General features: G+C 59.6%; 21 protein-coding genes. 12 read left to right on the top strand and 9 right to left on the bottom strand.

What is annotated here, in order from left to right; genetic code table 11:
• Nucleotides 1-28 precede the first annotated feature (28 nt).
• From ACF0H7_RS30975 to coaBC, 3 genes are all read right to left on the bottom strand, one after another.
• A complete protein-coding gene (locus ACF0H7_RS30975) occupies nt 29-2644 on the bottom strand; it encodes a phosphomannomutase/phosphoglucomutase (RefSeq protein ID WP_397450581.1) in 2616 nt (871 codons plus the stop codon).
• Between the two features lie 112 nt (nt 2645-2756).
• Complete coding sequence (gene dut / locus ACF0H7_RS30970; RefSeq protein ID WP_397450580.1) at nt 2757-3212, bottom strand: dUTP diphosphatase; 456 nt, start codon at nt 3210-3212, stop codon at nt 2757-2759.
• Between the two features lie 6 nt (nt 3213-3218).
• A complete protein-coding gene (coaBC, locus tag ACF0H7_RS30965) occupies nt 3219-4427 on the bottom strand; it encodes a bifunctional phosphopantothenoylcysteine decarboxylase/phosphopantothenate--cysteine ligase CoaBC (RefSeq protein ID WP_397450579.1) in 1209 nt (402 codons plus the stop codon).
• A gap of 132 nt (nt 4428-4559) precedes the next feature.
• Here coaBC and radC point away from each other — a divergent pair, with 132 nt between their 5' ends.
• Nucleotides 4560-5234, top strand: a complete 675-nt coding sequence (gene radC, locus ACF0H7_RS30960) for a DNA repair protein RadC (protein ID WP_397450578.1) — start codon at nt 4560-4562, stop codon at nt 5232-5234.
• Between the two features lie 121 nt (nt 5235-5355).
• On the opposite strand, the gene ACF0H7_RS30955 is transcribed toward radC, so the two are convergent.
• Nucleotides 5356-6933: an ABC transporter substrate-binding protein gene (locus ACF0H7_RS30955; RefSeq protein ID WP_397454086.1), complete on the bottom strand. Its 1578-nt coding sequence runs from the start codon at nt 6931-6933 to the stop codon at nt 5356-5358.
• A gap of 371 nt (nt 6934-7304) precedes the next feature.
• Between ACF0H7_RS30955 and rpmB the strand changes: the two genes are divergently transcribed.
• Together rpmB and rpmG are read left to right on the top strand one after the other, a co-directional pair.
• Nucleotides 7305-7538 carry a 50S ribosomal protein L28 gene (rpmB, locus tag ACF0H7_RS30950; RefSeq protein WP_002551514.1) on the top strand — a complete coding sequence of 78 codons (234 nt, stop codon included), beginning with the start codon at nt 7305-7307 and terminating at the stop codon, nt 7536-7538.
• Nucleotides 7539-7549: 11 nt separating this feature from the next.
• A complete protein-coding gene (gene rpmG, locus ACF0H7_RS30945; protein WP_062379766.1) occupies nt 7550-7705 on the top strand; it encodes a 50S ribosomal protein L33 in 156 nt (51 codons plus the stop codon).
• A 59-nt stretch (nt 7706-7764) separates the two neighbouring features.
• Here the strand turns inward: rpmG and ACF0H7_RS30940 are convergent, their stop codons facing one another.
• Nucleotides 7765-8127 (bottom strand): cupin domain-containing protein, encoded by a 363-nt coding sequence (locus tag ACF0H7_RS30940; RefSeq protein WP_397450577.1) that lies wholly within the window; start codon nt 8125-8127, stop codon nt 7765-7767.
• A 169-nt stretch (nt 8128-8296) separates the two neighbouring features.
• Here ACF0H7_RS30940 and ACF0H7_RS30935 point away from each other — a divergent pair, with 169 nt between their 5' ends.
• Nucleotides 8297-9790, top strand: a complete 1494-nt coding sequence (locus ACF0H7_RS30935) for an aldehyde dehydrogenase (protein ID WP_397450576.1) — start codon at nt 8297-8299, stop codon at nt 9788-9790.
• A 172-nt stretch (nt 9791-9962) separates the two neighbouring features.
• A complete protein-coding gene (locus ACF0H7_RS30930; protein WP_397450575.1) occupies nt 9963-11108 on the top strand; it encodes an MFS transporter in 1146 nt (381 codons plus the stop codon).
• Here ACF0H7_RS30930 and ACF0H7_RS30925 read toward each other — a convergent pair.
• Complete coding sequence (locus ACF0H7_RS30925; RefSeq protein WP_397450574.1) at nt 11105-12676, bottom strand: phospholipase D family protein; 1572 nt, start codon at nt 12674-12676, stop codon at nt 11105-11107. The genes ACF0H7_RS30930 and ACF0H7_RS30925 overlap by 4 nt on opposite strands.
• A gap of 54 nt (nt 12677-12730) precedes the next feature.
• The gene (locus tag ACF0H7_RS30920; protein ID WP_397450573.1) at nt 12731-14164 is read right to left on the bottom strand and encodes a PLP-dependent aminotransferase family protein; all 1434 of its coding nucleotides are present in this window, start codon (nt 14162-14164) and stop codon (nt 12731-12733) included.
• Between the two features lie 178 nt (nt 14165-14342).
• Here ACF0H7_RS30920 and ACF0H7_RS30915 point away from each other — a divergent pair, with 178 nt between their 5' ends.
• Entirely contained in the window at nt 14343-14585 is a 243-nt protein-coding gene (locus ACF0H7_RS30915) for a DUF1127 domain-containing protein (RefSeq protein ID WP_397450572.1), read from the top strand.
• Here ACF0H7_RS30915 and ACF0H7_RS30910 read toward each other — a convergent pair.
• Complete coding sequence (locus ACF0H7_RS30910; RefSeq protein WP_397450571.1) at nt 14582-15898, bottom strand: NAD(P)/FAD-dependent oxidoreductase; 1317 nt, start codon at nt 15896-15898, stop codon at nt 14582-14584. The two genes, ACF0H7_RS30915 and ACF0H7_RS30910, sit on opposite strands and share 4 nt — an antisense overlap.
• 149 nt (nt 15899-16047) lie before the next feature.
• Between ACF0H7_RS30910 and ACF0H7_RS30905 the strand changes: the two genes are divergently transcribed.
• The gene (locus ACF0H7_RS30905) at nt 16048-16401 is read left to right on the top strand and encodes a YkgJ family cysteine cluster protein (protein ID WP_397450570.1); all 354 of its coding nucleotides are present in this window, start codon (nt 16048-16050) and stop codon (nt 16399-16401) included.
• 24 nt (nt 16402-16425) lie between these two features.
• Here the strand turns inward: ACF0H7_RS30905 and ACF0H7_RS30900 are convergent, their stop codons facing one another.
• Nucleotides 16426-16914 carry an Lrp/AsnC ligand binding domain-containing protein gene (locus ACF0H7_RS30900; protein WP_397450569.1) on the bottom strand — a complete coding sequence of 163 codons (489 nt, stop codon included), beginning with the start codon at nt 16912-16914 and terminating at the stop codon, nt 16426-16428.
• A gap of 156 nt (nt 16915-17070) precedes the next feature.
• On the opposite strand from ACF0H7_RS30900, the gene dadA reads away from it, so the two are divergent.
• The 5 genes from dadA to ACF0H7_RS30875 all read left to right on the top strand — a co-directional run bounded on the left by dadA (nt 17071) and on the right by ACF0H7_RS30875 (nt 21226).
• Entirely contained in the window at nt 17071-18372 is a 1302-nt protein-coding gene (gene dadA / locus ACF0H7_RS30895; RefSeq protein ID WP_397450568.1) for a D-amino acid dehydrogenase, read from the top strand.
• Complete coding sequence (locus tag ACF0H7_RS30890) at nt 18344-18697, top strand: RidA family protein (protein ID WP_397450567.1); 354 nt, start codon at nt 18344-18346, stop codon at nt 18695-18697. The genes dadA and ACF0H7_RS30890 overlap by 29 nt, the downstream gene beginning before the upstream one ends.
• Before the next feature lie 126 nt (nt 18698-18823).
• Entirely contained in the window at nt 18824-19897 is a 1074-nt protein-coding gene (gene alr, locus ACF0H7_RS30885; RefSeq protein ID WP_397450566.1) for an alanine racemase, read from the top strand.
• A 161-nt stretch (nt 19898-20058) separates the two neighbouring features.
• Nucleotides 20059-20607: a cupin domain-containing protein gene (locus tag ACF0H7_RS30880; RefSeq protein WP_397450565.1), complete on the top strand. Its 549-nt coding sequence runs from the start codon at nt 20059-20061 to the stop codon at nt 20605-20607.
• A 193-nt stretch (nt 20608-20800) separates the two neighbouring features.
• The gene (locus ACF0H7_RS30875; RefSeq protein ID WP_397450564.1) at nt 20801-21226 is read left to right on the top strand and encodes a c-type cytochrome; all 426 of its coding nucleotides are present in this window, start codon (nt 20801-20803) and stop codon (nt 21224-21226) included.
• Nucleotides 21227-21277 lie beyond the last annotated feature (51 nt).

Below are 21277 nucleotides of genomic sequence, written 5' to 3'. Positions count from 1 at the left end.
TCAGGACTCCAGGGCACTCAAAAATTGATCAAAAAGGAAGTTGGAGGTCGGGTGCAACGTTCTTCAGTTGCGCGTAGAATACGTCCTTGATCCGCTGCAATTCAGCTTCGGTTTCAGCCTCGAAGCGCAGCACCAGCACCGGTGTGGTATTGGACGCGCGAACCAGGCCCCAGCCTTTGGGGTAGTCCACGCGCACGCCGTCGATACTGGTCAACTGGGCGTCGCCCCATTGAGCGTCGCGTTGCAATGCTTCAATGATGCTGAATTTGGTGACATCCGTCACATCGATATTGATTTCCGGCGTAGAAACATCGTCCGGGAAGGTCGCGAACACGTCATCCGCGGTGCCTTTTTCCTGGCTGAGGATCTCTAGCAGGCGGGCTGCGCTGTAGATGCCGTCGTCAAAACCGAACCAGCGCTCCTTGAAGAAAATATGGCCGCTCATTTCGCCAGCCAGCAGTGCGCCGCTTTCACGCATTTTCTTCTTGATCAGCGAGTGGCCGGTTTTCCACATCACCGGGCGACCGCCGTAGCTGCTGATCAGCGGGGTCAGGCGACGGGTGCATTTGACGTCGAAGATGATATCGGCGCCGGGATTGCGCGCCACCACGTCTTTGGCGAACAGCATCAACAAACGATCCGGGAACACGATGGTGCCGGTGTTGGTCACCACGCCCACGCGGTCGCCGTCGCCGTCGAAGGCCAGGCCCAGGTCGGCGCCGGTTTCCTTGACCTTGGCGATCAGGTCGACGAGGTTTTCAGGTTTGCCCGGGTCCGGGTGGTGGTTCGGGAAGTTGCCGTCAACGTCGCAGAACAGCGGAATGACTTCGCAGTTCAGGGCTTCGATCAGTTGCGGCGCGATCACGCCGGCCGCGCCGTTACCGCAATCGACCACCACCTTCATGCGCCGGGCCAGGGCGATATCTTTGGTGATTTCTTTGAAGTAGGCCGGGAGGATGTCGACTTTCTCGACGTTGCCTTGGCCGATGCTCAAGTCGTTGGTCTTGATGCGGGTGTGCAGGGCCTGGATCTGTTCGTTGGCCAGTGTGTCGCCAGCGATCACGATCTTGAAGCCGTTGTAGTCCGACGGGTTGTGGCTGCCGGTGAGCATCACACCCGATTTGCCGGCCAGCACGTTGGCGGCGTAGTACAGCGCTGGCGTTGGCACCAGGCCGACATCGCTGACGTAGCAGCCGCTGTCGTACAGGCCTTGAATCAGTTGTTGCACCAGTTCCGGACCGGACAGACGACCATCGCGGCCTACCGAAACGTGGGGTTCATTTTTGGCCAGGCTTTCAGAGCCAATGGCGCGGCCGATCCAATAGGCGGTTTCGGCGCTCAGGGTTTTGCCGACGACGCCACGAATGTCGTAGGCGCGAAAGATGCTATCCGGGAATGTCGGTGCGACTAATGCTGGGCTGTTCATGATTGAGGTGTTCTCCGCTCTCAGGAAGTCCTGGTTTTCGTCGAGGATGTCAATATCGAGAATATCGGTGTCTTGGAACAGCGGGTCGACCCACTCCGGGTGTTGATCCAGGGGCTGAGTTGACGCTGGGGCACTGTTGGTCGCCGGCTCGTTATCGAAGCTGGCTTTACCGCTCGAGGGGCTTTGAATGGCTCCAGGGGCGGTGTTGGTCGGAGCGTTACGGAGCGAGAATCTTGCCAGGCTCTGCGCCAACCCGTTCAGGGCTGGCAGGCTCAAACCGAAGGCTTTGACGGCTTTTCCGCCGGAGAGTTCTTGCAGCAGTTGATCCAGCTGCCTCGCATCGTCGCAAATCCGCCGCTGCAATGCGCTGTCATTGAGGTATAGCCCAATCACGGCGCCGATCAGCGCAGCCAACAGGGCCAGACCAAAAAAAAGCCAAGGCATCGGCGAATCAAGTGATGGGCCGGGCGTGAACTCGAGCTTCCAGTTCGGTTGGCCGGTGTCGAAGCTTTGAGGCGTGCTGTCAGTGGGTTGACCACGTTGCAGCAGGATTTGACCGGGGCTGGCGCCGAATTGCTGGGTGATTTTTACCTGACCGATATCGGTGGGCAGTACCTGCAGCGCGTTGAGCACGCGTTGCAGGTCGAAGGCCAGTAGCAAGGTCCCGGACACCGGCCCGCTGGCGTTCGCACGTAACGGGGCGGCGCTGTAGACCAGCCAGTGTTCGCCGACTTTGCGGGCTTCCGGTGGCGGTGTCAGTCCTTGGGCGGCCTTGTTGAGCATGTCCAGGGTCGAGAAACTGATGGGCACGGCGCCTTGATTGTCGACATCGCTCAGCCCCAGGTGATTGAGTCGGGCGCCTATCACCCCGTCGCGATAACGCAGTTGGCTTTCGGCGCGGCTGATCGACGCCGGATCATTGCTTTGCAAGGCTTGCAAGAACGTATTGTCGAGCGCGGCGGCCTGGGTGTCGGCATTCAATTGCTTGAGGGCGGTCGCCAGTGCGCTGGCCTGGCCGGAGCCCCAGGCCTGACTGAGGTGGGGCTGCTGTTGCGTATGGCTGGACAACGCCAGCCACAGCAAAACGCCTGCGACGATCAGGCCGATGACAGCCGAGACCAGTCCAGGTGAAAGAATCCGCTGGCGAGCAACCGGAAGCTGGTTGTCTGCGGTTTGCGAGTGGTCGCTTGCTGTGGCTGTGCGATTCAAGCCTTTCACATAACCTCCCCGGTATTCATCCTGAATGCTAAGCGTATTTCCTGGACCGTCTGCGGCTCGTGGGCGCATCAGACGGCTGGGACAGGTTTCAGTGGCTGTCTCGCAAAGGGGCTCAGTGGCTGCCCGAGTGGCCAAAGCCGCCGGCGCCACGCTGGCTTTCGTCGAACTCTTCGACCAATTCGAAGTGCGCTTGCACGACCGGCACCAAGATCAACTGCGCCAGACGTTCGCCGATGGAAATCTTGAAGGCCGTCTGGCCACGGTTCCAGCAGGACACCATCAGTTCGCCCTGGTAATCGGAGTCGATCAGGCCGACCAGGTTGCCCAGCACGATGCCGTGCTTATGGCCGAGGCCCGAGCGCGGCAGGATCAGTGCGGCGAGGCCCGGATCGCCGATGTAGATCGACAGCCCGGTAGGGATCAGCAAGGTCTGGCCCGGTTCGAGAGTCGTGTCTTCCTTGAGCATCGCGCGCAGGTCGAGGCCGGCAGAACCGGTCGTGGCGTAGGCTGGAAGAGGAAATTCGCTACCAATGCGAGGGTCGAGGATCTTGGCTTGTAGAGCGTGCATACGTGATTAAACCTGGTTCAGACGGTCGGCGATAAAAGTGATCAGCTGGCGGGCAATCTTGCCTTTGCTGGTCTGGGCGAAAACGGTTTCGTGCAGGGCCCGGTCGATCACGCTGCAGGCGTTCTCTTCGCTGTTGAAGCCAATGCTGGGGTTGGCCACGTCATTGGCGACGATCAAATCAAGGTTCTTGTCCTTGAGTTTGCGGGCAGCGTAGTCGAGCAGGTGTTCGGTCTCGGCGGCGAAGCCGACACTGAACGGGCGATCCGGGCGGGTGGCGATGGTCGCGAGAATGTCCGGGTTGCGGACCATCTGCAACAGCAAGCCGTCACCGTTCGTAGGATCTTTCTTGAGTTTGTGCGGGGCGACTACTTCCGGGCGGTAGTCGGCTACAGCTGCGGAGGCGATGAACAGGTCGCACGGGATCGCCGCTTCGCAGGCGGCCAGCATGTCACGGGCGCTGACCACGTCGATGCGGGTCACGCGATCCGGAGTTTGCAGGTTGACCGGGCCGGTGATCAAGGTCACTCGGGCACCGGCTTCAACGGCAGCTTCGGCCAGGGCAAAGCCCATTTTCCCCGAACTGTGGTTGGTGATGTAGCGCACCGGGTCGATGTTTTCCTGAGTCGGACCGGCCGTGATCAGCACGTGTTTGCCGGTCAAGGATTCACGACGGAAGCAATCGGCGGCCAATTGGGCGAGATCGCCTGGTTCGAGCATGCGCCCGAAACCCACGTCGCCACAGGCCTGGCTGCCAGACGCAGGGCCGAACATGCGCATGCCACGCTCTTCCAGCAAACGCGCATTGGCTTGGGTCGCCGGGTCGCGCCACATGGCCTGGTTCATGGCGGGCGCCAGCGCCACGGGGGCGTCAGTGGCCAGCACCACGGTGGTCAACAGGTCGTTGGCGATGCCTTGGGCCAGGCGCGCCATCAAGTCGGCGGTGGCCGGGGCGATCAGAATCAGGTCTGCCCATTTGGCCAGCTCGATATGCCCCATGGCGGCTTCGGCCGCCGGGTCGAGCAGATCCAGGTGCACGGGATTGCCGGACAAGGCCTGCATGGTCAGCGGTGTGATGAATTCACTGCCGCCGCGAGTCATGACAACACGCACTTCCGCGCCCTGGTCGAGTAGCCGACGGACCAGTTCGGCACTCTTGTAGGCCGCGATGCCGCCGCCGACGCCGAGAACAATGCGTTTCCGATACAGCCGCTGCATAGGCCTGCCTTTTAGTCGAGTGAACGCAACGGCGATGACGCCTCCCCAGGCCAGGTCGCCGCGCAAAAAAGATGGGCTAAGATAGCACAGCGACCGCACGGGAACAGCGGCGCCCACACACATGGAGGTGTTATGAGTATTCGCGATTGGCCCGCGGCGGAACGGCCGCGGGAGAAGCTTCTCGACCTGGGGGCGGCGAGTCTTTCCGACGCCGAGCTGCTGGCCATTTTTTTACGCACCGGCGTTACCGGAAAAAGCGCGGTAGACCTGGCGCGACATTTGTTGAAGCAATTCGGCAGCTTGAGGGCATTGTTGGAGGCAGACCTGAAAACCTTCAGCCTGGAGCTGGGGTTGGGGTCGGCCAAGTTCGCGCAGTTACAAGCGGTCATGGAAATGTCCCGGCGGCATATGGCCGAGCGTTTGAAGCGTGATGCTGGCCTGCAAAACCCGCAGGATGTGCGTGAATACTTGAAAGCCATGCTGCGGCATGAGCCGCATGAAGTGTTCGCCTGCCTGTTTCTGGACACCAAGCATCGAGTGCTCGCGTTCGAGATACTGTTTCATGGCTCGATACGCAGCACCGAAGTCCATCCGCGCCAAGTGGTAAAGCGAGCCTTGGCGCACAACGCATCCGCCCTGATTCTGTGCCACAACCATCCATCCGGCGTGCCCGACCCCAGCCCGGCGGACGAAAGACTGACCAAATTACTCAAGGCTTCGCTGGCGATGATCGACGTGGAGGTGCTCGACCACTTCATCATCGGTGACGGCGAACCCTTTTCGATGGCCGAGGCTGGGTTGGTGTAGCCAGCACAATCTGTGGGTGCGCAAATGATTGTAGGAGCTGCCGCAGGCTGCGATTGGCATTGGAACGCGGCGACCGGTTCCCGGTCGATCGCAGCCTTCGGCAGCTCCTACAGGTTCAGGTTTATTTCAATGTGACGTGGGAAAAGTCCTGACGACCGAACGGACTGACCTGATAACCCTGTACGCCTTTTCGTGTCAGCGCGGCGGCTGTCGGGTGCGCCAGTGGCAGCCATAGCGCCTGTTGCTGGATCTGTGCCTGGGCTTGCTGGTACAGCGACACCCGCTCGGCGTGATCGGTGGCGGCCTTGCCCGAGGTGATCAGCTTGTCCAGATTCTGATCGCAGTAGCGTGAGAAGTTGGTGCCGGACGTCACGGCGGCGCAGGAGAACTGCGGTGACAGGAAGTTATCCGGGTCACCGTTATCGCCCGCCCAGCCCATGAACAGCACGTCATGCTCGCCGGCCTTGGCGCGACGGATCAACTCGCCCCATTCGATGACTTTGATCTCGGCGAGGATGCCGACTTTCGCCAGATCGGCTTGCAGCAACTGGGCGCCGAGGCTCGGGTTAGGATTGAGCAGGCTGCCGGACGGGCGCGTCCATATGGTGGTCTTGAAGCCGTCCTTCAAACCGGCCTTGGCCAGTAATTCGCGAGCTTTGGCGGGGTCGTAGGCGTAACCGGGCAGGTCTTTGGCGTAGCCCCAGGTGTTTGGCGGGTAAATGCCATTGGCGGCTTCTGCGGTGTCTTCGAATACCGACTTGAGGTAGGTTTTCTTGTCAAACGCCAGGTTGATGGCCTGGCGTACTTCCGGCTTATCCAGCGGCGGATGCTGGCTGTTGAGTGCGACAAACGCGGTCATGAACGCCGAGTTCCTCACGATATCCAGTTTCGGATCCTTGCTTGCGGCCTCGATATCCAAGGGCTTGGGCGACAGCGCGATCTGGCATTCATTTTGGCGGATCTTCTGCAAACGCACGTTGGCGTCCGGGGTGATCGCAAACACCAGCGCATCGACGCCCGGCTTGCCCGCGAAGTAGTCCGGGTTGGCGGCGTAACGCACCACGGCGTCCTTCTCAAAACGTTTAAACACAAACGGGCCGGTGCCGATTGGCTGGCTGTTGAGTTTTTCCGGAGTACCGGCTTTGAGCAACTGTGCGGTGTACTCGGCCGAGTAAATCGAGGCGAAACCCATGCTCAGGGTCGCAAGGAAGGTCGAGTCCGGATGGCTGAGGGTAAAGCGCACGGTCAGCGCGTCAGGTGTGTCGATACTCTTGATTAATGCGGGCAACTGCATCGATTGCGCGTGTGGGAAACCGCTCTGCGCGACTTTGTGCCACGGATTCGCCGGATCAAGCATGCGCTGGAAGCTGAACTGCACGTCTTCCGAGGTCAGGTCGCGTGTCGGATTGAAGTAATCGGTGTGGTGAAACTTCACGCCAGGGCGTAGCTTGAAGTCGTAAGTCAGGCCATCGGCGGAGATCGTCCAGCTCTCGGCCAGGCTTGGGACGACCTTTGCGGCTTGCGCATCGTAGTCCACCAGGCGATTCATCAGCGCGTCAGCCGAGGCGTTGGTGGTGGTCAGCGAGTTGTATTGCACCACGTCAAAGCCTTCAGGGCTGGCTTCGGTGCAGACGCTGAGGGTGGTTGCAGCCTGGGCAAGAAGCGGCGCGAGCAGAAGGGGAAGGGCAGCAAGTCGCATAAGACGCATGGCGGTTTTCCTGTCAGATTGGGCCCCATCTGCCGGTGCAGTCTGGTGAGGCAGTTACCCTAGACTATGAAATCGCGCAGGACAATCGGTCTGTCGCGACGAGTGGTCGTTATCCTGTCGCAGCCCGCGCAGGCTGCCTCCAATGGGATAAAGGCCATAGCTAAAGCAAGGTGATGTACATGTTTTGTTGTTGCATCGCAGGGTTTCTGGTATAAAGCAGCGCTCTTTTCTAGGGGCCCGGTTCCTGCGCTTGTAGGTCTAGCCTGGTAAGACCCCTAAAGAAACGCGGCGCCTGGCGCCAACTGAGAGATTAAGCGGCCAACCCATGCCGGGTTGGGCATGTGGTTTTAGAGGGCTGAGGCATGTCGAGAGTCTGTCAAGTTACCGGTAAGGGTCCGGTGACTGGGAATAACATTTCCCACGCAAACAACAAAACCCGTCGTCGTTTCCTGCCGAACCTGCAGCATCACCGCTTCTGGGTCGAAGGTGAGAAACGTTTTGTGCGTCTGCGCGTATCTGCTAAAGGCATGCGTATCATCGACAAGCGTGGCATTGAAGTAGTGCTCGCCGAACTCCGTCGCGACGGCAAAATTTAAGGGAGAAAGTCATGCGTGAATTGATCCGTCTGGTGTCGACCGCTAACACTGGTCACTTCTACACCACCGACAAGAACAAACGTACTACTCCGGACAAAATCGAAATCAAAAAATTCGATCCGGTAGCACGTAAGCACGTGATCTACAAAGAAGCCAAAATCAAGTAATTGATTTCGCTTCTACAAAAAAATGCCCGTATCGCTCGATACGGGCATTTTTTTTGCCTTCAGCTTTTCTGTTCGAACGCCACGTAGATCTTCCGGCAATGTTCAAGCACCTCCCAGGTGCCTTCGAAACCCGCCGGGATGACAAAACGATCACCGGCCCTCACGGTTTTCGCCCCGCCATTTCCGTCACGCAGCACGGAAACGCCCTGCACGATTTCGCAGTATTCGTGCTCGGTGAATTTCACTTTCCACTGGCCTGACTCGCCTTCCCATACGCCGGCGCCGAACTGACCGCAGGGGCTGTTGTAGTGTTGGTAGATAACTTGCTCCGGGTTGCCCTTGAGGATTTTGTCCTGCGCGGGTAAGTAGCGCTCTGGCTCCATGCTTTCTTGACTGAAATCTACAATGCTCTCGATGCCCATCGTGGTTCTCCCTGTGATTTAGGGTTTATGTTGAATAAAATGAACAATTGATCGCCATTTTAGCTCCTAGTGTCAAATATATTGGAAATTTGCCCGTCATTTGGTTTAGGGTGGCGGTTGCCCTTGGCTGATGCCATGCGTATTCAAAAAACAACAGGAGGACACTCGAATGACCACCCTGACTCGTGCTGACTGGGAACAACGCGCCAAAAATCTGAAGATTGAAGGTCGCGCTTTCATCAACGGTGAGTACACCGCCGCCGTTTCCAACGCCACGTTCGAATGCATCAGCCCGGTCGATGGCCGTGTGCTGGCGCAGGTCGCCAGCTGCGATGTTGCCGATGCCCAGCGTGCCGTCGAAAGCGCTCGCGCTACGTTCAATTCCGGGGTGTGGTCGCGTCTGGCTCCGGTCAAGCGCAAAGCCGTGATGATTCGCTTCGCCGCCCTGTTGAATGAACACGTAGACGAATTGGCCCTGCTCGAAACCCTCGACATGGGCAAGCCGATCAGCGATTCGCTGGGCATCGACATCCCCGGTGCCGCCCAGGCACTGAGCTGGAGCGGTGAAGCGATCGACAAGATTTACGACGAAGTGGCGGCGACCCCCCATGACCAACTGGGTCTGGTGACGCGCGAGCCCATCGGTGTCGTGGCCGCCATCGTGCCGTGGAACTTCCCGCTGTTGATGGCGTGCTGGAAACTCGGTCCGGCGCTGTCCACCGGTAACTCGGTAGTCCTGAAACCGTCGGAAAAATCCCCGCTGACTGCCATCCGTATCGCCCAATTGGCGATCGAAGCCGGTATTCCGGCTGGCGTGCTCAACGTGTTGCCAGGCTATGGTCACACTGTCGGCAAGGCCCTGGCCCTGCACATGGACGTCGACACCCTGGTGTTCACCGGTTCGACCAAAATCGCCAAGCAACTGCTGATCTACTCCGGCGAGTCGAACATGAAGCGCGTCTGGCTGGAAGCTGGCGGCAAGAGCCCGAACATCGTGTTTGCCGATGCCGCGGACCTGCAAGCGGCTGCTGAGTCGGCTGCCAGCGCCATTGCCTTCAACCAGGGCGAAGTGTGCACCGCAGGCTCGCGTCTGTTGGTCGAGCGTTCGATCAAGGATAAATTTCTGCCGATGGTGATCGACGCGCTGAAAGTCTGGAAGCCGGGCAATCCGCTGGATCCGCAAACCAATGTCGGTGCTCTGGTCGACACCCAGCAGATGAACACTGTGCTGTCTTACATCGAATCGGGTCACGCCGATGGCGCCAAGCTGGTCACCGGTGGCAAGCGCATCCTGCAGGAAACCGGCGGCACTTACGTTGAACCGACGATTTTCGACGGCGTGAGCAACGCGATGAAAATCGCTCAGGAAGAAATCTTCGGCCCTGTGTTGTCGGTGATTACTTTCGACAGCGTAGAAGAAGCCATTCGGATCGCCAACGACACGCCTTATGGCCTCGCGGCTGCGGTGTGGACGGCTGATCTGTCCAAGGCGCATCTGACTGCCAAAGCCCTGCGCGCCGGGAGTGTGTGGGTCAACCAATACGATGGCGGCGACATGACCGCGCCGTTCGGTGGCTTCAAACAGTCGGGCAACGGCCGCGATAAATCGCTGCATGCGTTCGACAAATACACCGAGCTGAAGGCGACCTGGATCAAGTTGTAAGCCCCAAACCTTGTAGGAGCGGGCTCGCCCGCGATGGCGGTGAGCCTGACACACCGCGCCAAGCTGATCGCGGGCAAGCCCGCTCCTACAGAGTCGATGTCCGATAGATAACAGCCGGGTTCTCCTCAAGGGAAGCCCGGCTGTGTTGCTTAGAGCCACAGGAGCGTGGGCAATGCGTTGGGGTACTTATTTCGCGGTGCTGGCCTCGGTATTGAGCGTCGGGCTGGCGCTGGGCGTGAGCATGCCGCTGGTTTCCTTGCGGCTGGAGGGGTGGGGTTATGGCTCGTTTGCCATTGGGGTGATGGCGGCGATGCCGGCCGTGGGTGTGTTGGTCGGCGCGAGTATTGCCAGTCGCCTCGCGGCACATTTCGGTACGCCCCGGCTGATGCAGCTCTGCCTGTGGGGCGGGGCGCTTTCCATCGGGTTGCTGGCTGTTCTGCCGAGCTATGCCGTCTGGGTCGTGCTGCGGCTGTTGATCGGGGTGATTCTGACCATCGTTTTCATCCTCGGTGAAAGCTGGATCAACCAACTTGTCGTCGAACGTTGGCGCGGACGTCTGGTGGCCTTGTACGGCAGTAGTTATGCCCTGAGCCAACTGGCCGGCCCGCTGTTGCTGGGGGTGATCGGCACCGAAGCGGATTACGGCTTCTGGATCGGCGCCGCGTTGCTGGTGGTTTCGCCGTTGTTGTTGCTGGGCCGCAGTGGCGCGCCAAGCGCCGAAGCCTGTGGTGTCACCTTTGTCGATCTGTTCGGTTTTTGCCGTGGGCTGCCGGCGATCGCCTGGGCGATTGCGCTGTTCGCGGCGTTTGAAGCGATGATTCTTACCCTGCTGCCGATTTATTGCGTGCAGCAGGGCTTCACCCCGGAAATCGCGTTGTTCATGGTCAGCACCGTGGTGGTGGGTGACGCGCTGCTGCAACTGCCGATTGGCGCGCTGGCGGATCGGGTCTCCCGACGTGCGTTGTTATCAGGCTGTGCGTTGCTGTTGATGCTGTCGAGCCTGGCGATTCCACTGTCGATCGATACCGTGCTGATCTGGCCGATTTGGGTGCTGTTTGGTGCCAGTGCCGGCGGCTTGTTCACCTTGTCGCTGATTTTGATCGGCGAGCGCTATCGAGACGATGCGCTGGTGCGCGCCAATGCCCATGTTGCGCAACTGTGGGGGATTGGTTGCCTGATCGGGCCGTTGGCGGCGGGGGCGGGAAGTCAGTGGATCAGCGGGCACGCGTTACCCTGGTTGATGGCCGCGGGCGCGCTGGGTCTGGTGATTCTGTCCCAGCGTCGAGGTGCATTTGGCGCGTTGCCGCTCGCGGCTTAAAGCATCTGTTCCAGGCCGATGGCGCCGCTGAGCCAGGCGTTAAATCGGCGCCAGACGTCCCCCGGTTCCTTGTGCAGCGTGTGAATCTTGCCGTTGTCTTCGGTGACCCACACCACTTGGCCGTGCTCCAGGCGCGCCTGGTAGCTCAGGGCGGGAGACATGCCATGCAGCGCCAGGCCGCGCAAGTGTCCGGCTAGCTCGGGACTGTCGACCAATACACCGACTTCGGTATTCCACAGCACCGAGCGCGGGTCGAAGTTGAATGAGCCGATGAAGGCTCTTTCGCCATCGAAGATCATGGCCTTGCTGTGCAGGCTCGAATCCGAACCCGCACTGAATCCGCTTCTCTTGAGCAAATGCAGCCCGCTGCGCTGCGGCGCTCCAGGCTGGCGTCGCAGCTCGAACAACTTCACGCCGTGTACCAGTAAGGTTTTTCGATAGGGTGTGTAGCCGCCATGCACGGCCGGGACGTCGGTGGCTTCCAGCGAGTTGGTCAGCAGGCTCACCGATACCCCGGCGTCGGCACGCCCCGTGAGGTAGCGTAAACCTTGTGGGCCGGGGACGAAGTACGCCGAAATCAGCATCAGTTCGTGGTTGACGTTGAGCAGTTCCGGTTCGAGTTGGGTGGTCAATAGCAGCTGTGGATCGGGTTCACCTTTGGCCAACACTTTACTCGGTGCATCCCACAACACCTGGCTATGGGCCCAGATCAGGTCGTTGAGCCAGGCGGCGAGGTGTGGCTGGGTTTTATAAGCCATCAAGCGTTCGTACAACGCCTTGTTTTGCTGATGAGACTCTTCCAGCGACGCTTCAAGTCTGTGTCGGGCCTGCTGTAGATCTGCCGCCGTGGGCGGGGTGTAGACGAATTCACCAATGGGCTGGCTGAGGGCGCTGTTCCAGTACTGATCGAAGCTGTGGGCCAATTGCGCGGCAACAGGGCCGACACCCAGTAGATCGATGTCGGTGAAGTTCAGGTCGGGTTCGGCGTCGAAATACTCATCGCCCAGATTGCGTCCACCGACAATCGCCACGCTGCTGTCGGCCAGCCACAGTTTGTTATGCATGCGTCGATGTTGCAGCGACAGGTCGAACAGTCGGCCCATGGCGCGCGTGACGCCGGTGCTGCGGCCCAATTGCAAGGGGTTGAACAATCGAATCTGAATGTTCGGGTGCGCAGCGAGGGTGGCGATGACCTGATCCAGGCCGTCACTGGTGGTGTCATCGAGCAAGACTCGCACGCGCACGCCTCGGTCGGCGGCTTTGAGCAGCTCCTTGACCAGCGCCCGAGTGCTGAGCCCGTCATGCACGATGTAATACTGCAGATCGAGGCTGCTTTGCGCATTGCGGATCAGCTCGGCGCGGGCGATGAACGCTTCGGTGCTGTTGGGCAGCAAACGAAAACCGGAGCTGCCCTGATGCGAGGCGGCCAGCGTCTGGATCGACCGGCCAAAGCTTGAGCCCGATGCGGGCAGCGCCTGACTGGGCTCGCGGGGTGCGCTCAAGTGCGCACAGCTGCTGAGGCAGAGGACCAGCAGGAGGTAGAAGGGCAGCGCCCAACGTTTGTTCAATGGGATTTATCCCTACACCGCAATTTGACGTTGGACCTTACCGCAGAGCAAATGTCAGACGGCTGTCGTCTCCGTTTCCGCGAGCAAGCGGGCGATGGTCGAGCCGACCTTGCGCACCGCCTCTTCAATCTGCGGCGTTGGCTTGGCAGCGTAGTTCATCCGCAGGCAATTCCGGTATTTGCCTGATGCAGAAAAGATACTGCCGACCGCCACCTGTACGCCTTGATCCAGCAAGGCCCGGTTCAAACGCAGGGTGTCGAAGTCTTCTTGCAGTTCGACCCACAGCATGAAGCTGCCCTGCGGACGACTGACGCGGGTGCCCTGTGGGAAGTAGCGCATGATCCAGTCAGTCATTTGGTCCCGACTGCGTTGATATTGCCCGCGCATCCGGCGCAGGTGCGGTTCGTAGTGCCCACCTTTGAGGAACTCGGCAATCGCTATCTGCGGTTGGGTGGCGGTGCAGCCGGTGCTGATGTATTTCATGTGCAGCACGCGTTCCAGATAACGCCCCGGCGCGACCCAGCCAATGCGCAGGCCGGGCGCCAGGGTTTTCGAGAACGAACTGCAAAGCAGGACGCGGCCGTCGTCGTCGAAGGATTTGATCGTTCGCGGGCGCGGATAGGTGTAGGCCAGGTCGCCATACACATCGTCTTCGATGATCGCCACGTCATAGCGTTGGGCGAGCACCAGCAGCGCGCGTTTACGCGCTTCAGGCATCACATAACCCAGCGGGTTATTGCAGCTGGGGGTCAGCTGAATGGCTTTGATCGGCCACTGTTCCAGCGCCAGCTCCAGGGCTTCCAGGCTGATGCCGGTGAGGGGGTCGGTGGGGATTTCCAGGGCTTTTATCCCCAGTCCCTTGAGCGTCTGCATGACCCCGTGAAAGCTTGGCGAGTCGACGGCCACAATGTCTCCGGCCTCGCAAACGGCACGAATGCTGGTGGACAGCGCTTCATGACAGCCTGTGGTGATGATTATTTCGTTGGCCGTGAGCTGACACCCGGAATCCAGCAACAGACGCGCCACCTGATCACGCAGGCATTGCGCACCGCTGATGTTGTCGTAATACAGCCCTGGCATGTCCAGACGTCGGCTGATGCTGGCCAGCGAGCGCAATAACGGCTTGAGGGTCGGACTGGAGATATCGGGCATCCCGCGTCCCAACTGAATGACGTTGGCGTTGGGCACGGCACGGATCAGTTCGAGCACTTGCTCCCACTGGGAAATATCCACAGGCCGTTGCGCTGGTTTTCCCACAGCTGGCAACGCAGGGGCCGTGCGCCCGATCGGGACGAAGTAACCGGACTTTGGCTTCGGCGCCGCCAAGCCATTGTCTTCCAGCAAGCGATACGCCTGCTGCACAGTGCTCAGGCTGACGCCATGTTCCAGACTCAACGCACGCACCGAGGGCAGCCGGTCGCCGGGGCGATAGAAGCCGTTTTCGATGCGTGAGCCGAGCATCTCGGCAAGGTTGACGTAGAGCGTCATGACGATCTCCTGAGAGCAGTCGATTCAATCGACCAGTACAGATGCCCTCAAAATACACGATTCAGGCGCACAATCGCCCATTCTGTATGGAAATAATTCTAATTTTTTGAATCTGTAATGAATTTTGTCCAGCCGTCATTCTGAATGCACTCGAAGACGATGATGGAAGGGCAAGAAAATGAACGGGATGAGCGATGTGCGGCTAATGCTGCGGGGCCAGGAGCTACTGGATGAGCAAGCGCATTCCATACAGATGGTTCGTTCGGACGTTTATCCAGCAACCAGTCGTCTGGGTTTGTTCCTCCATCGGTGGGCCAGTCGAAAGCCCCTGCTCGAAATGGATGCCGATCAACTGCGAGATATCGGCATCACCCGGCAACAGGCGCGCGCCGAAGGGCTGAAGCCGTTCTGGAAAAGCTAAGCGCGCAATTCTTTCAAGCGATGCCAGAGCATGCCGAGCGCCAGCAGTGGTGAACGCAGATGTTTGCCGCCGGGAAAGGTGATGTGCGGGACGTTGGCAAATAAATCGAATCTGCCACTGTGCTGGCCGCTGATAGCTTCGCCGAGAAGCTTTCCGGCCAGGTGGGTGGCGTTTACCCCATGCCCGGAATAGGCCTGCGCGTAAAACACATTGGGCTGGCTCTTCAGGCGGCCAATTTGTGGCAGGCGGTTGGCCCCGATGCCGATCATGCCGCCCCATTGGTAATCGATCCGCGTGTTGGCCAGTTGCGGAAATACATCGAGCATTTTCGGACGCATGTAAGCGGCAATGTCCCTCGGATCATGCCCCGAGTAATGACAGGCGCCGCCGAACAGCAAACGACGATCAGCAGAGAGTCGGTAATAATCCACGGTCACGCGCTGATCGCAGACCGCCATGTTCTGCGGCAGCAGTTCGCAAGCTTGCGCTTCGCTGAGCGGTTCGGTGGCGATGATGTAGCTGCCCGCCGGCAGTACTTTGCCGCCGAGCTCGGGGTTCAGGTCGTTCAGATAAGCGTTACAGCCCAACACCAGCGTATCGGCGCGCACCGAACCGTAGGCGGTGTGGACGCGGACCTGAGGGCCATACTCAATGCGCGTCACCCTTGAGTTCTCAAACAGCTGCACGCCCAACGACTGCGCCACCGCGGCTTCGCCCAAGGCGAGATTCAACGGGTGCAGGTGACCGGAGCCCATGTCGATCAGGCCGCCGACATAGCGGCTAGAGCCGACTACGCTGCGCATCTGCTCGGCTTGCAGCAAACGCAGCGTGTGGCGATAGCCCAGGCTGCTGAGTTCGGCCGCATCCTCGGCCAGACCCGCCAGATCCCGTGGTTTGTTGGCGAGATCGCAGTAGCCCCAGGTCAGATCGCAGTCGATCTGATAGCGCTCGACCCGCTGCCGCACGATCTCCACGGCTTCCAGGCCCATCAGTTTCATCTGACGCACACCGTCGCTGCCGATCACCTTGTGGAATTGCTCAAGACCGTGACCGACGCCGCGAATCAGTTGCCCGCCATTGCGCCCGCTGGCGCCCCAACCGATTTTGCACGCCTCCAACAGCGCCACGCTAAAACCGCGCTCCGCCAGTTCAATCGCCGTGTTCAACCCCGAAAAGCCACCGCCAATCACGCACACATCGACGTTCAGCTCGCCGGTCAAAGGCGCATGGTCCGGCTGCGCGTGACTGTTGGCGGCGTAATACGAGGGCGCGTGTTGGCTGTCGGCGGATGTTTGCTGAACGCGGGCGTTCATCGGGGGCGATCCTGCTTTTTGTGTCTGGAAAATTTGACGCAGCATAGACGTCTGCCAAGCCGCGCAGCAAGGTTCGGTCGGGCGGCGCTGTCCCGTAGGAGTCAACTGAGGCAAAATTCAGACTGATCCTACTTTCGGTAATCGTTTCGATGAGCTGCAACAGCCAGAAAATCCGCTTTCTTCGGCAGCAGATTCCGTCGTTCGAATGCGTCCCCGGCTGCCACGATTGCTGTGGGCCAGTGACAACCTCATCCGAAGAAATGGCTCGCCTGCCGCGCAAGACTGCGGCGGAGCAGGAAGCGGCCATGGATGAACTGAACTGTGTGCACCTGGGGCCGAACGGCTGCACGGTGTATGACGAGCGTCCGCTGATCTGCCGCCTGTTCGGCACCACCAAAACCCTGCCATGCCCCAATGGCCGCCGCCCGGTGGAGTTGATTCATCCACGGGCCGAGAAGCAGGTGCATGAATACATCGCGTCCACTCGCCAGGTTTTGGTGTAAATCCCTATTTATTGTAGGAGCGGGCTATTCCGGAATTGGCAAGTTAAGGCTCTCCTTCACCTCTTCCATCACGATATAGCTCTTGGATTCGCGCACATGCGGCAGCTTGAGCAGGATGTCGCCCAGCAGTTTGCGGTACGACGCCATCTCTGAAATTCGCGCCTTCACCAGGTAATCGAAGTCACCGGACACCAGGTGGCACTCCAGCACATGCGGCAGTTTCAACACGGCGCGTCGGAATTCTTCGAAGGTGTCGCCGGACTTGTAGTCGAGGCTGATCTCGACGAACACCAGCAGGTTGGCCTTCAGGTGCTGCGGGTTGAGCCGGGCGTTGTAGCCCATGATGATCCCTTCGCGCTCCAGCCTGCGTACCCGTTCGGTACAGGGAGTAGTCGACAATCCCACGCGTTCGCCGAGTTCGGTAAAGGAGATCCGCCCATCGGCCTGGAGAATGCGCAAGATGTTGCGATCGATCTTGTCCAGGTCGCGTTTGGACTGATGCTGGGTACGCATGGGTAAACCCCCTCTGCTAAAGGCGTTTTTGCCGAGAATTACCGCTAAATATAGGTGTTTATATAGTGAAAAGCACTGGCCAGAGCTTTTTATACTGCGCGTATCTTCGCTCTGATCAACAAATGTCAGCGGATATCCGCGATAGAGGTATTTAACATGCGAGTTCTGGTCCTTGGCAGTGGCGTCATCGGTGTCACCAGCGCCTATTATCTGGCCCGCGCCGGGTTTGAGGTGACGGTGGTCGACCGTCAGCCGGCTGCCGCCATGGAAACCAGTTTCGCCAACGCCGGCCAGATTTCTCCAGGTTACGCGTCGCCGTGGGCCGCGCCGGGCGTGCCGCTCAAAGCGATCAAGTGGCTGCTGCAACGCCACGCACCGCTGGCGATCAAGGCCACCGCGGATATCGACCAATACCTGTGGATGGCGCAGATGGTGCGCAACTGCACCGCCAACCGCTACGCCGTGAACAAAGAACGCATGGTGCGCCTGTCCGAGTACAGCCGCGATTGCCTCGACGAGCTGCGTGCTGAAACCGGTCTTACCTACGAAGAGCGCAGCCTGGGGACCACTCAGCTGTTCCGCACCCAAGAGCAACTGGACAACGCCGCCAAGGACATCGCCGTCCTGCAGCAATCGGGTGTGCCTTACGAATTGCTCGATCGTGACGGCATTGCGCGGGTCGAACCTGCGCTGGCCAGCGTCACCAATATCCTTGCCGGCGCACTGCGTCTGCCCAACGACCAGACCGGTGATTGTGAGCTGTTCACCACCCGTTTGGCGCAGATGGCGGTCGATCTGGGCGTTGAGTTCCGCTTCGATCAATCCATCGAACGCCTGGATTTTGCCGGCGACCGTATCAACGGTGTATGGATCGACGGCAAGCTGGAAACCGCCGACCGCTACGTGCTGGCGCTTGGCAGTTACTCGCCACAGTTGCTCAAGCCGCTGGGTATTCGCGCTCCGGTGTATCCGCTGAAGGGTTACTCCCTGACTGTGCCGATCACCAACCCGGCGATGGCCCCGACCTCGACTATTCTCGACGAGACCTACAAGGTCGCGATCACCCGTTTCGACAACCGCATTCGCGTCGGCGGCATGGCGGAAATCGCCGGTTTTGACCTGTCGCTGAACCCGCGTCGACGCGAAACGCTGGAGATGATTGTCAACGACCTCTATCCTCAGGGCGGCGATTTGGCCGAAGCCAGCTTCTGGACCGGCCTGCGTCCAACCACGCCGGACGGCACCCCGATTGTCGGCGCCACGCCTTATCGCAATCTGTTCCTCAATACCGGCCACGGTACCCTTGGCTGGACCATGGCTTGCGGCTCTGGACGTTTGCTGGCCGATTTGATTGCCCGCAAAGCACCACAAATCAGCGCCGAAGGCCTCGATATTTCTCGCTACGGTAAAACCCGGGAGAACGTAAAACATGGCAATCCTGCGCCAGCTCACCAATGACCGCATGAGTCAACTCGTCGTCCACAACGGCACCGTCTATCTGGCCGGGCAAGTGGGTGACGACATGGCTGCCGGGATCGAGCAGCAGACTCGTGAAACCCTCGCCAGTATTGAGCGTTTGCTGGACCTGGCAGGAACCGACAAAACCCGAATCCTGTCGGTGACGATTTACCTGAAAGACATCGACGCGCATTTTTCCGGCATGAACAGCGTCTGGGACCAGTGGCTGCCAAAGGGCGCCGCACCGGCCCGGGCCACCGTTGAAGCAAAACTGTGCGAACCAGAAATTTTGGTCGAACTGTCGGTGGTTGCCGCACTGCCATAGTTGTAAACGACACCTTTCCTGTAGGAGCTGCCGCAGGCTGCGATAAGGCCAACACGGTCTTCGCGACTGATCGCAGCCTGCGGCAGCTCCTACAGTTCATTTCCCCTTTTCCTCAGAAGCCTCGCCATGCGTCCAGCCCGCGCCCTGATCGATCTACAAGCCCTGCGTCATAACTATCAATTGGCTCGTGAAACCACTGGCGCCAAAGCGCTTGCGGTGATCAAGGCGGATGCTTACGGTCATGGCGCGGTGCGTTGCGCACAGGCGCTGGAAGCCGAAGCTGATGGATTTGCGGTCGCCTGTATCGAAGAAGCGCTGGAACTGCGTGAGGCGGGGATTCGTGCTCCGGTGCTGCTGCTTGAAGGCTTTTTCGAAGCCAGTGAGCTGCCGCTGATTGTCGAGCACGATTTCTGGTGCGTGGTGCATTCGCTGTGGCAACTCGACGCCATCGAGCAGACACCCGTCGCCCAGCCGCTGAATATCTGGCTCAAGCTCGATTCGGGCATGCACCGGGTCGGCTTGCATCCGGCGGATTATCAGGCGGCTTATCAGCGGCTGTTGGCCAGCGGCAAAGTGGCGAAAATCGTCCTGATGAGCCACTTCGCCCGCGCCGACGAGCTGGACTGTGCGCGTAGCGAGGAGCAAGTGGCGGTGTTCGAAGCGGCGCGCAAGGGCTTGTCGGCGCAGATCAGCTTGCGCAACTCGCCGGCGGTGTTGGGTTGGCCGAATATTTCCAGCGACTGGGTACGCCCTGGCATTTTGCTGTACGGCGCTACGCCATTCGATCAGCCGCAAGCGCTGGCCGGCCGTCTCAAGCCGGTGATGACCCTGGAATCGAAAGTCATCTGTGTGCGCGAGTTACCCGCTGGTGAGCCGATTGGTTACGGCGGCGGCTTCGTCACCGATCGGGCGATGCGTATTGGCGTGGTTGCCATGGGCTATGCCGATGGTTATCCACGTCACGCGCCGACCGGAACGCCGGTTTACATCGACGGTCAGCCAAGCCGTTTGCTGGGCCGGGTATCGATGGACATGTTGTGCGTCGATCTGACGGATGTTCCGCAGGCCGGTCTCGGCAGCCAGGTCGAGCTGTGGGGCAAAAACGTGCTGGCCAGTGAAGTCGCCACCCACGCCGGCACCATTCCTTACCAGATATTTTGCAACCTGCGTCGGGTTCCACGGCTCTACTCCGAGGCCTGACAGGCTGTAGCCTGTACCCGCTGGCCAAAACACCTGCCAGCTGGGAAAACCGCCAGTCCTTTTACGAACAGGTTACGGGTCGAAGTGTTGTAAATACTGAACGCTGTTGCCATCATGACGTTCATTTCGACCCACACCTGATCAATCGGAGGACTCCAGCATTGGACGTCGGTGAACGACTGCAAGCCATTCGCAAACTCAAAGGTCTGTCCCAGCGTGAACTCGCCAAGCGAGCAGGCGTGACCAACAGCACTATCTCCATGATCGAGAAAAACAGCGTCAGCCCCTCGATCAGTTCGTTGAGAAAGGTGCTGGGTGGTATTCCGATGTCTATGGTCGAGTTCTTTTCGGAAGAGGTCGAACAAGAGAATCCGACCCAGGTGGTCTATAAAGCCAGCGAGCTTATTGATATCTCGGACGGTGCCGTGACCATGAAACTGGTTGGGCGGGCGCACCCGAGTCGGGCTATCGCTTTTCTGAATGAGATCTATCCTCCAGGTGCGGACACCGGTGGCGAAATGCTCACGCATGAGGGCGAAGAGACCGGGATCCTGCTGGAAGGCCGACTGGAATTGGTGGTGGGGGCCGAGACTTTTATTCTTGAGGCCGGCGACAGCTACTATTTCGAAAGCACCAAGCCGCATCGCTTTCGCAATCCGTTCGACGTCCCGGCGCGACTAATCAGCGCAGCGACGCCAGCGAACTTTTGAATTAAATTAGACGCTTGTAGCAGAGGCGTGCGACTCGAGGACGAGAGCATCAAGCGCCCAAAGTAAGCTCGACGCCTGATAAATACCCTTGAAACTATAGGGTTGTTTTCAGAGTGGCGGGCCAACCGTTATACTTGCGACCGCCCGCGTAACCGTGGCCGCGGGCGTGACTAGCCACCATGAGGGTGTAAGCGTGAATCTAATCAACAAAATGCTGGCCGCACCAGCCGTCATCTTGGCCCTATGGGCCGTCAGTGCACAGGCTACGACCACCGACGATATCGCCAAGCGGCTGGATCCGGTCGGTAAGGTCTGCATTCAGGGCAAAGAGTGCGTGGGTATGAATGTGGCCGCATCGGCTGCTGGCGGCGGCGCCAAGACCCCTGACGACATCATCGCCGGCCACTGCGGCGCATGCCACGGTACAGGCGTGCTGGGCGCACCGAAAATCGGCGACGCCGCCGACTGGGGCAAGCGTGGCAAAGAGCAAGGCGGTATTGACGGCCTACTGGCTAAAGCCATTACCGGTATCAACGCGATGCCGCCAAAAGGCACCTGCTCGGATTGCTCCGATGCCGAGCTGAAAGCCACGATTTCGAAGATGTCCGGCCTGAAGTAATTCAGCGGGATGACAAAAAGCCGACGTTGAGTCGGCTTTTTTGTGCGCGAA

This window comes from Pseudomonas sp. NA-150 (genome assembly GCF_044336365.1).
Taxonomy (GTDB): domain Bacteria; phylum Pseudomonadota; class Gammaproteobacteria; order Pseudomonadales; family Pseudomonadaceae; genus Aquipseudomonas.
This window is presented reverse-complemented; position numbering and strand designations above follow the sequence as displayed.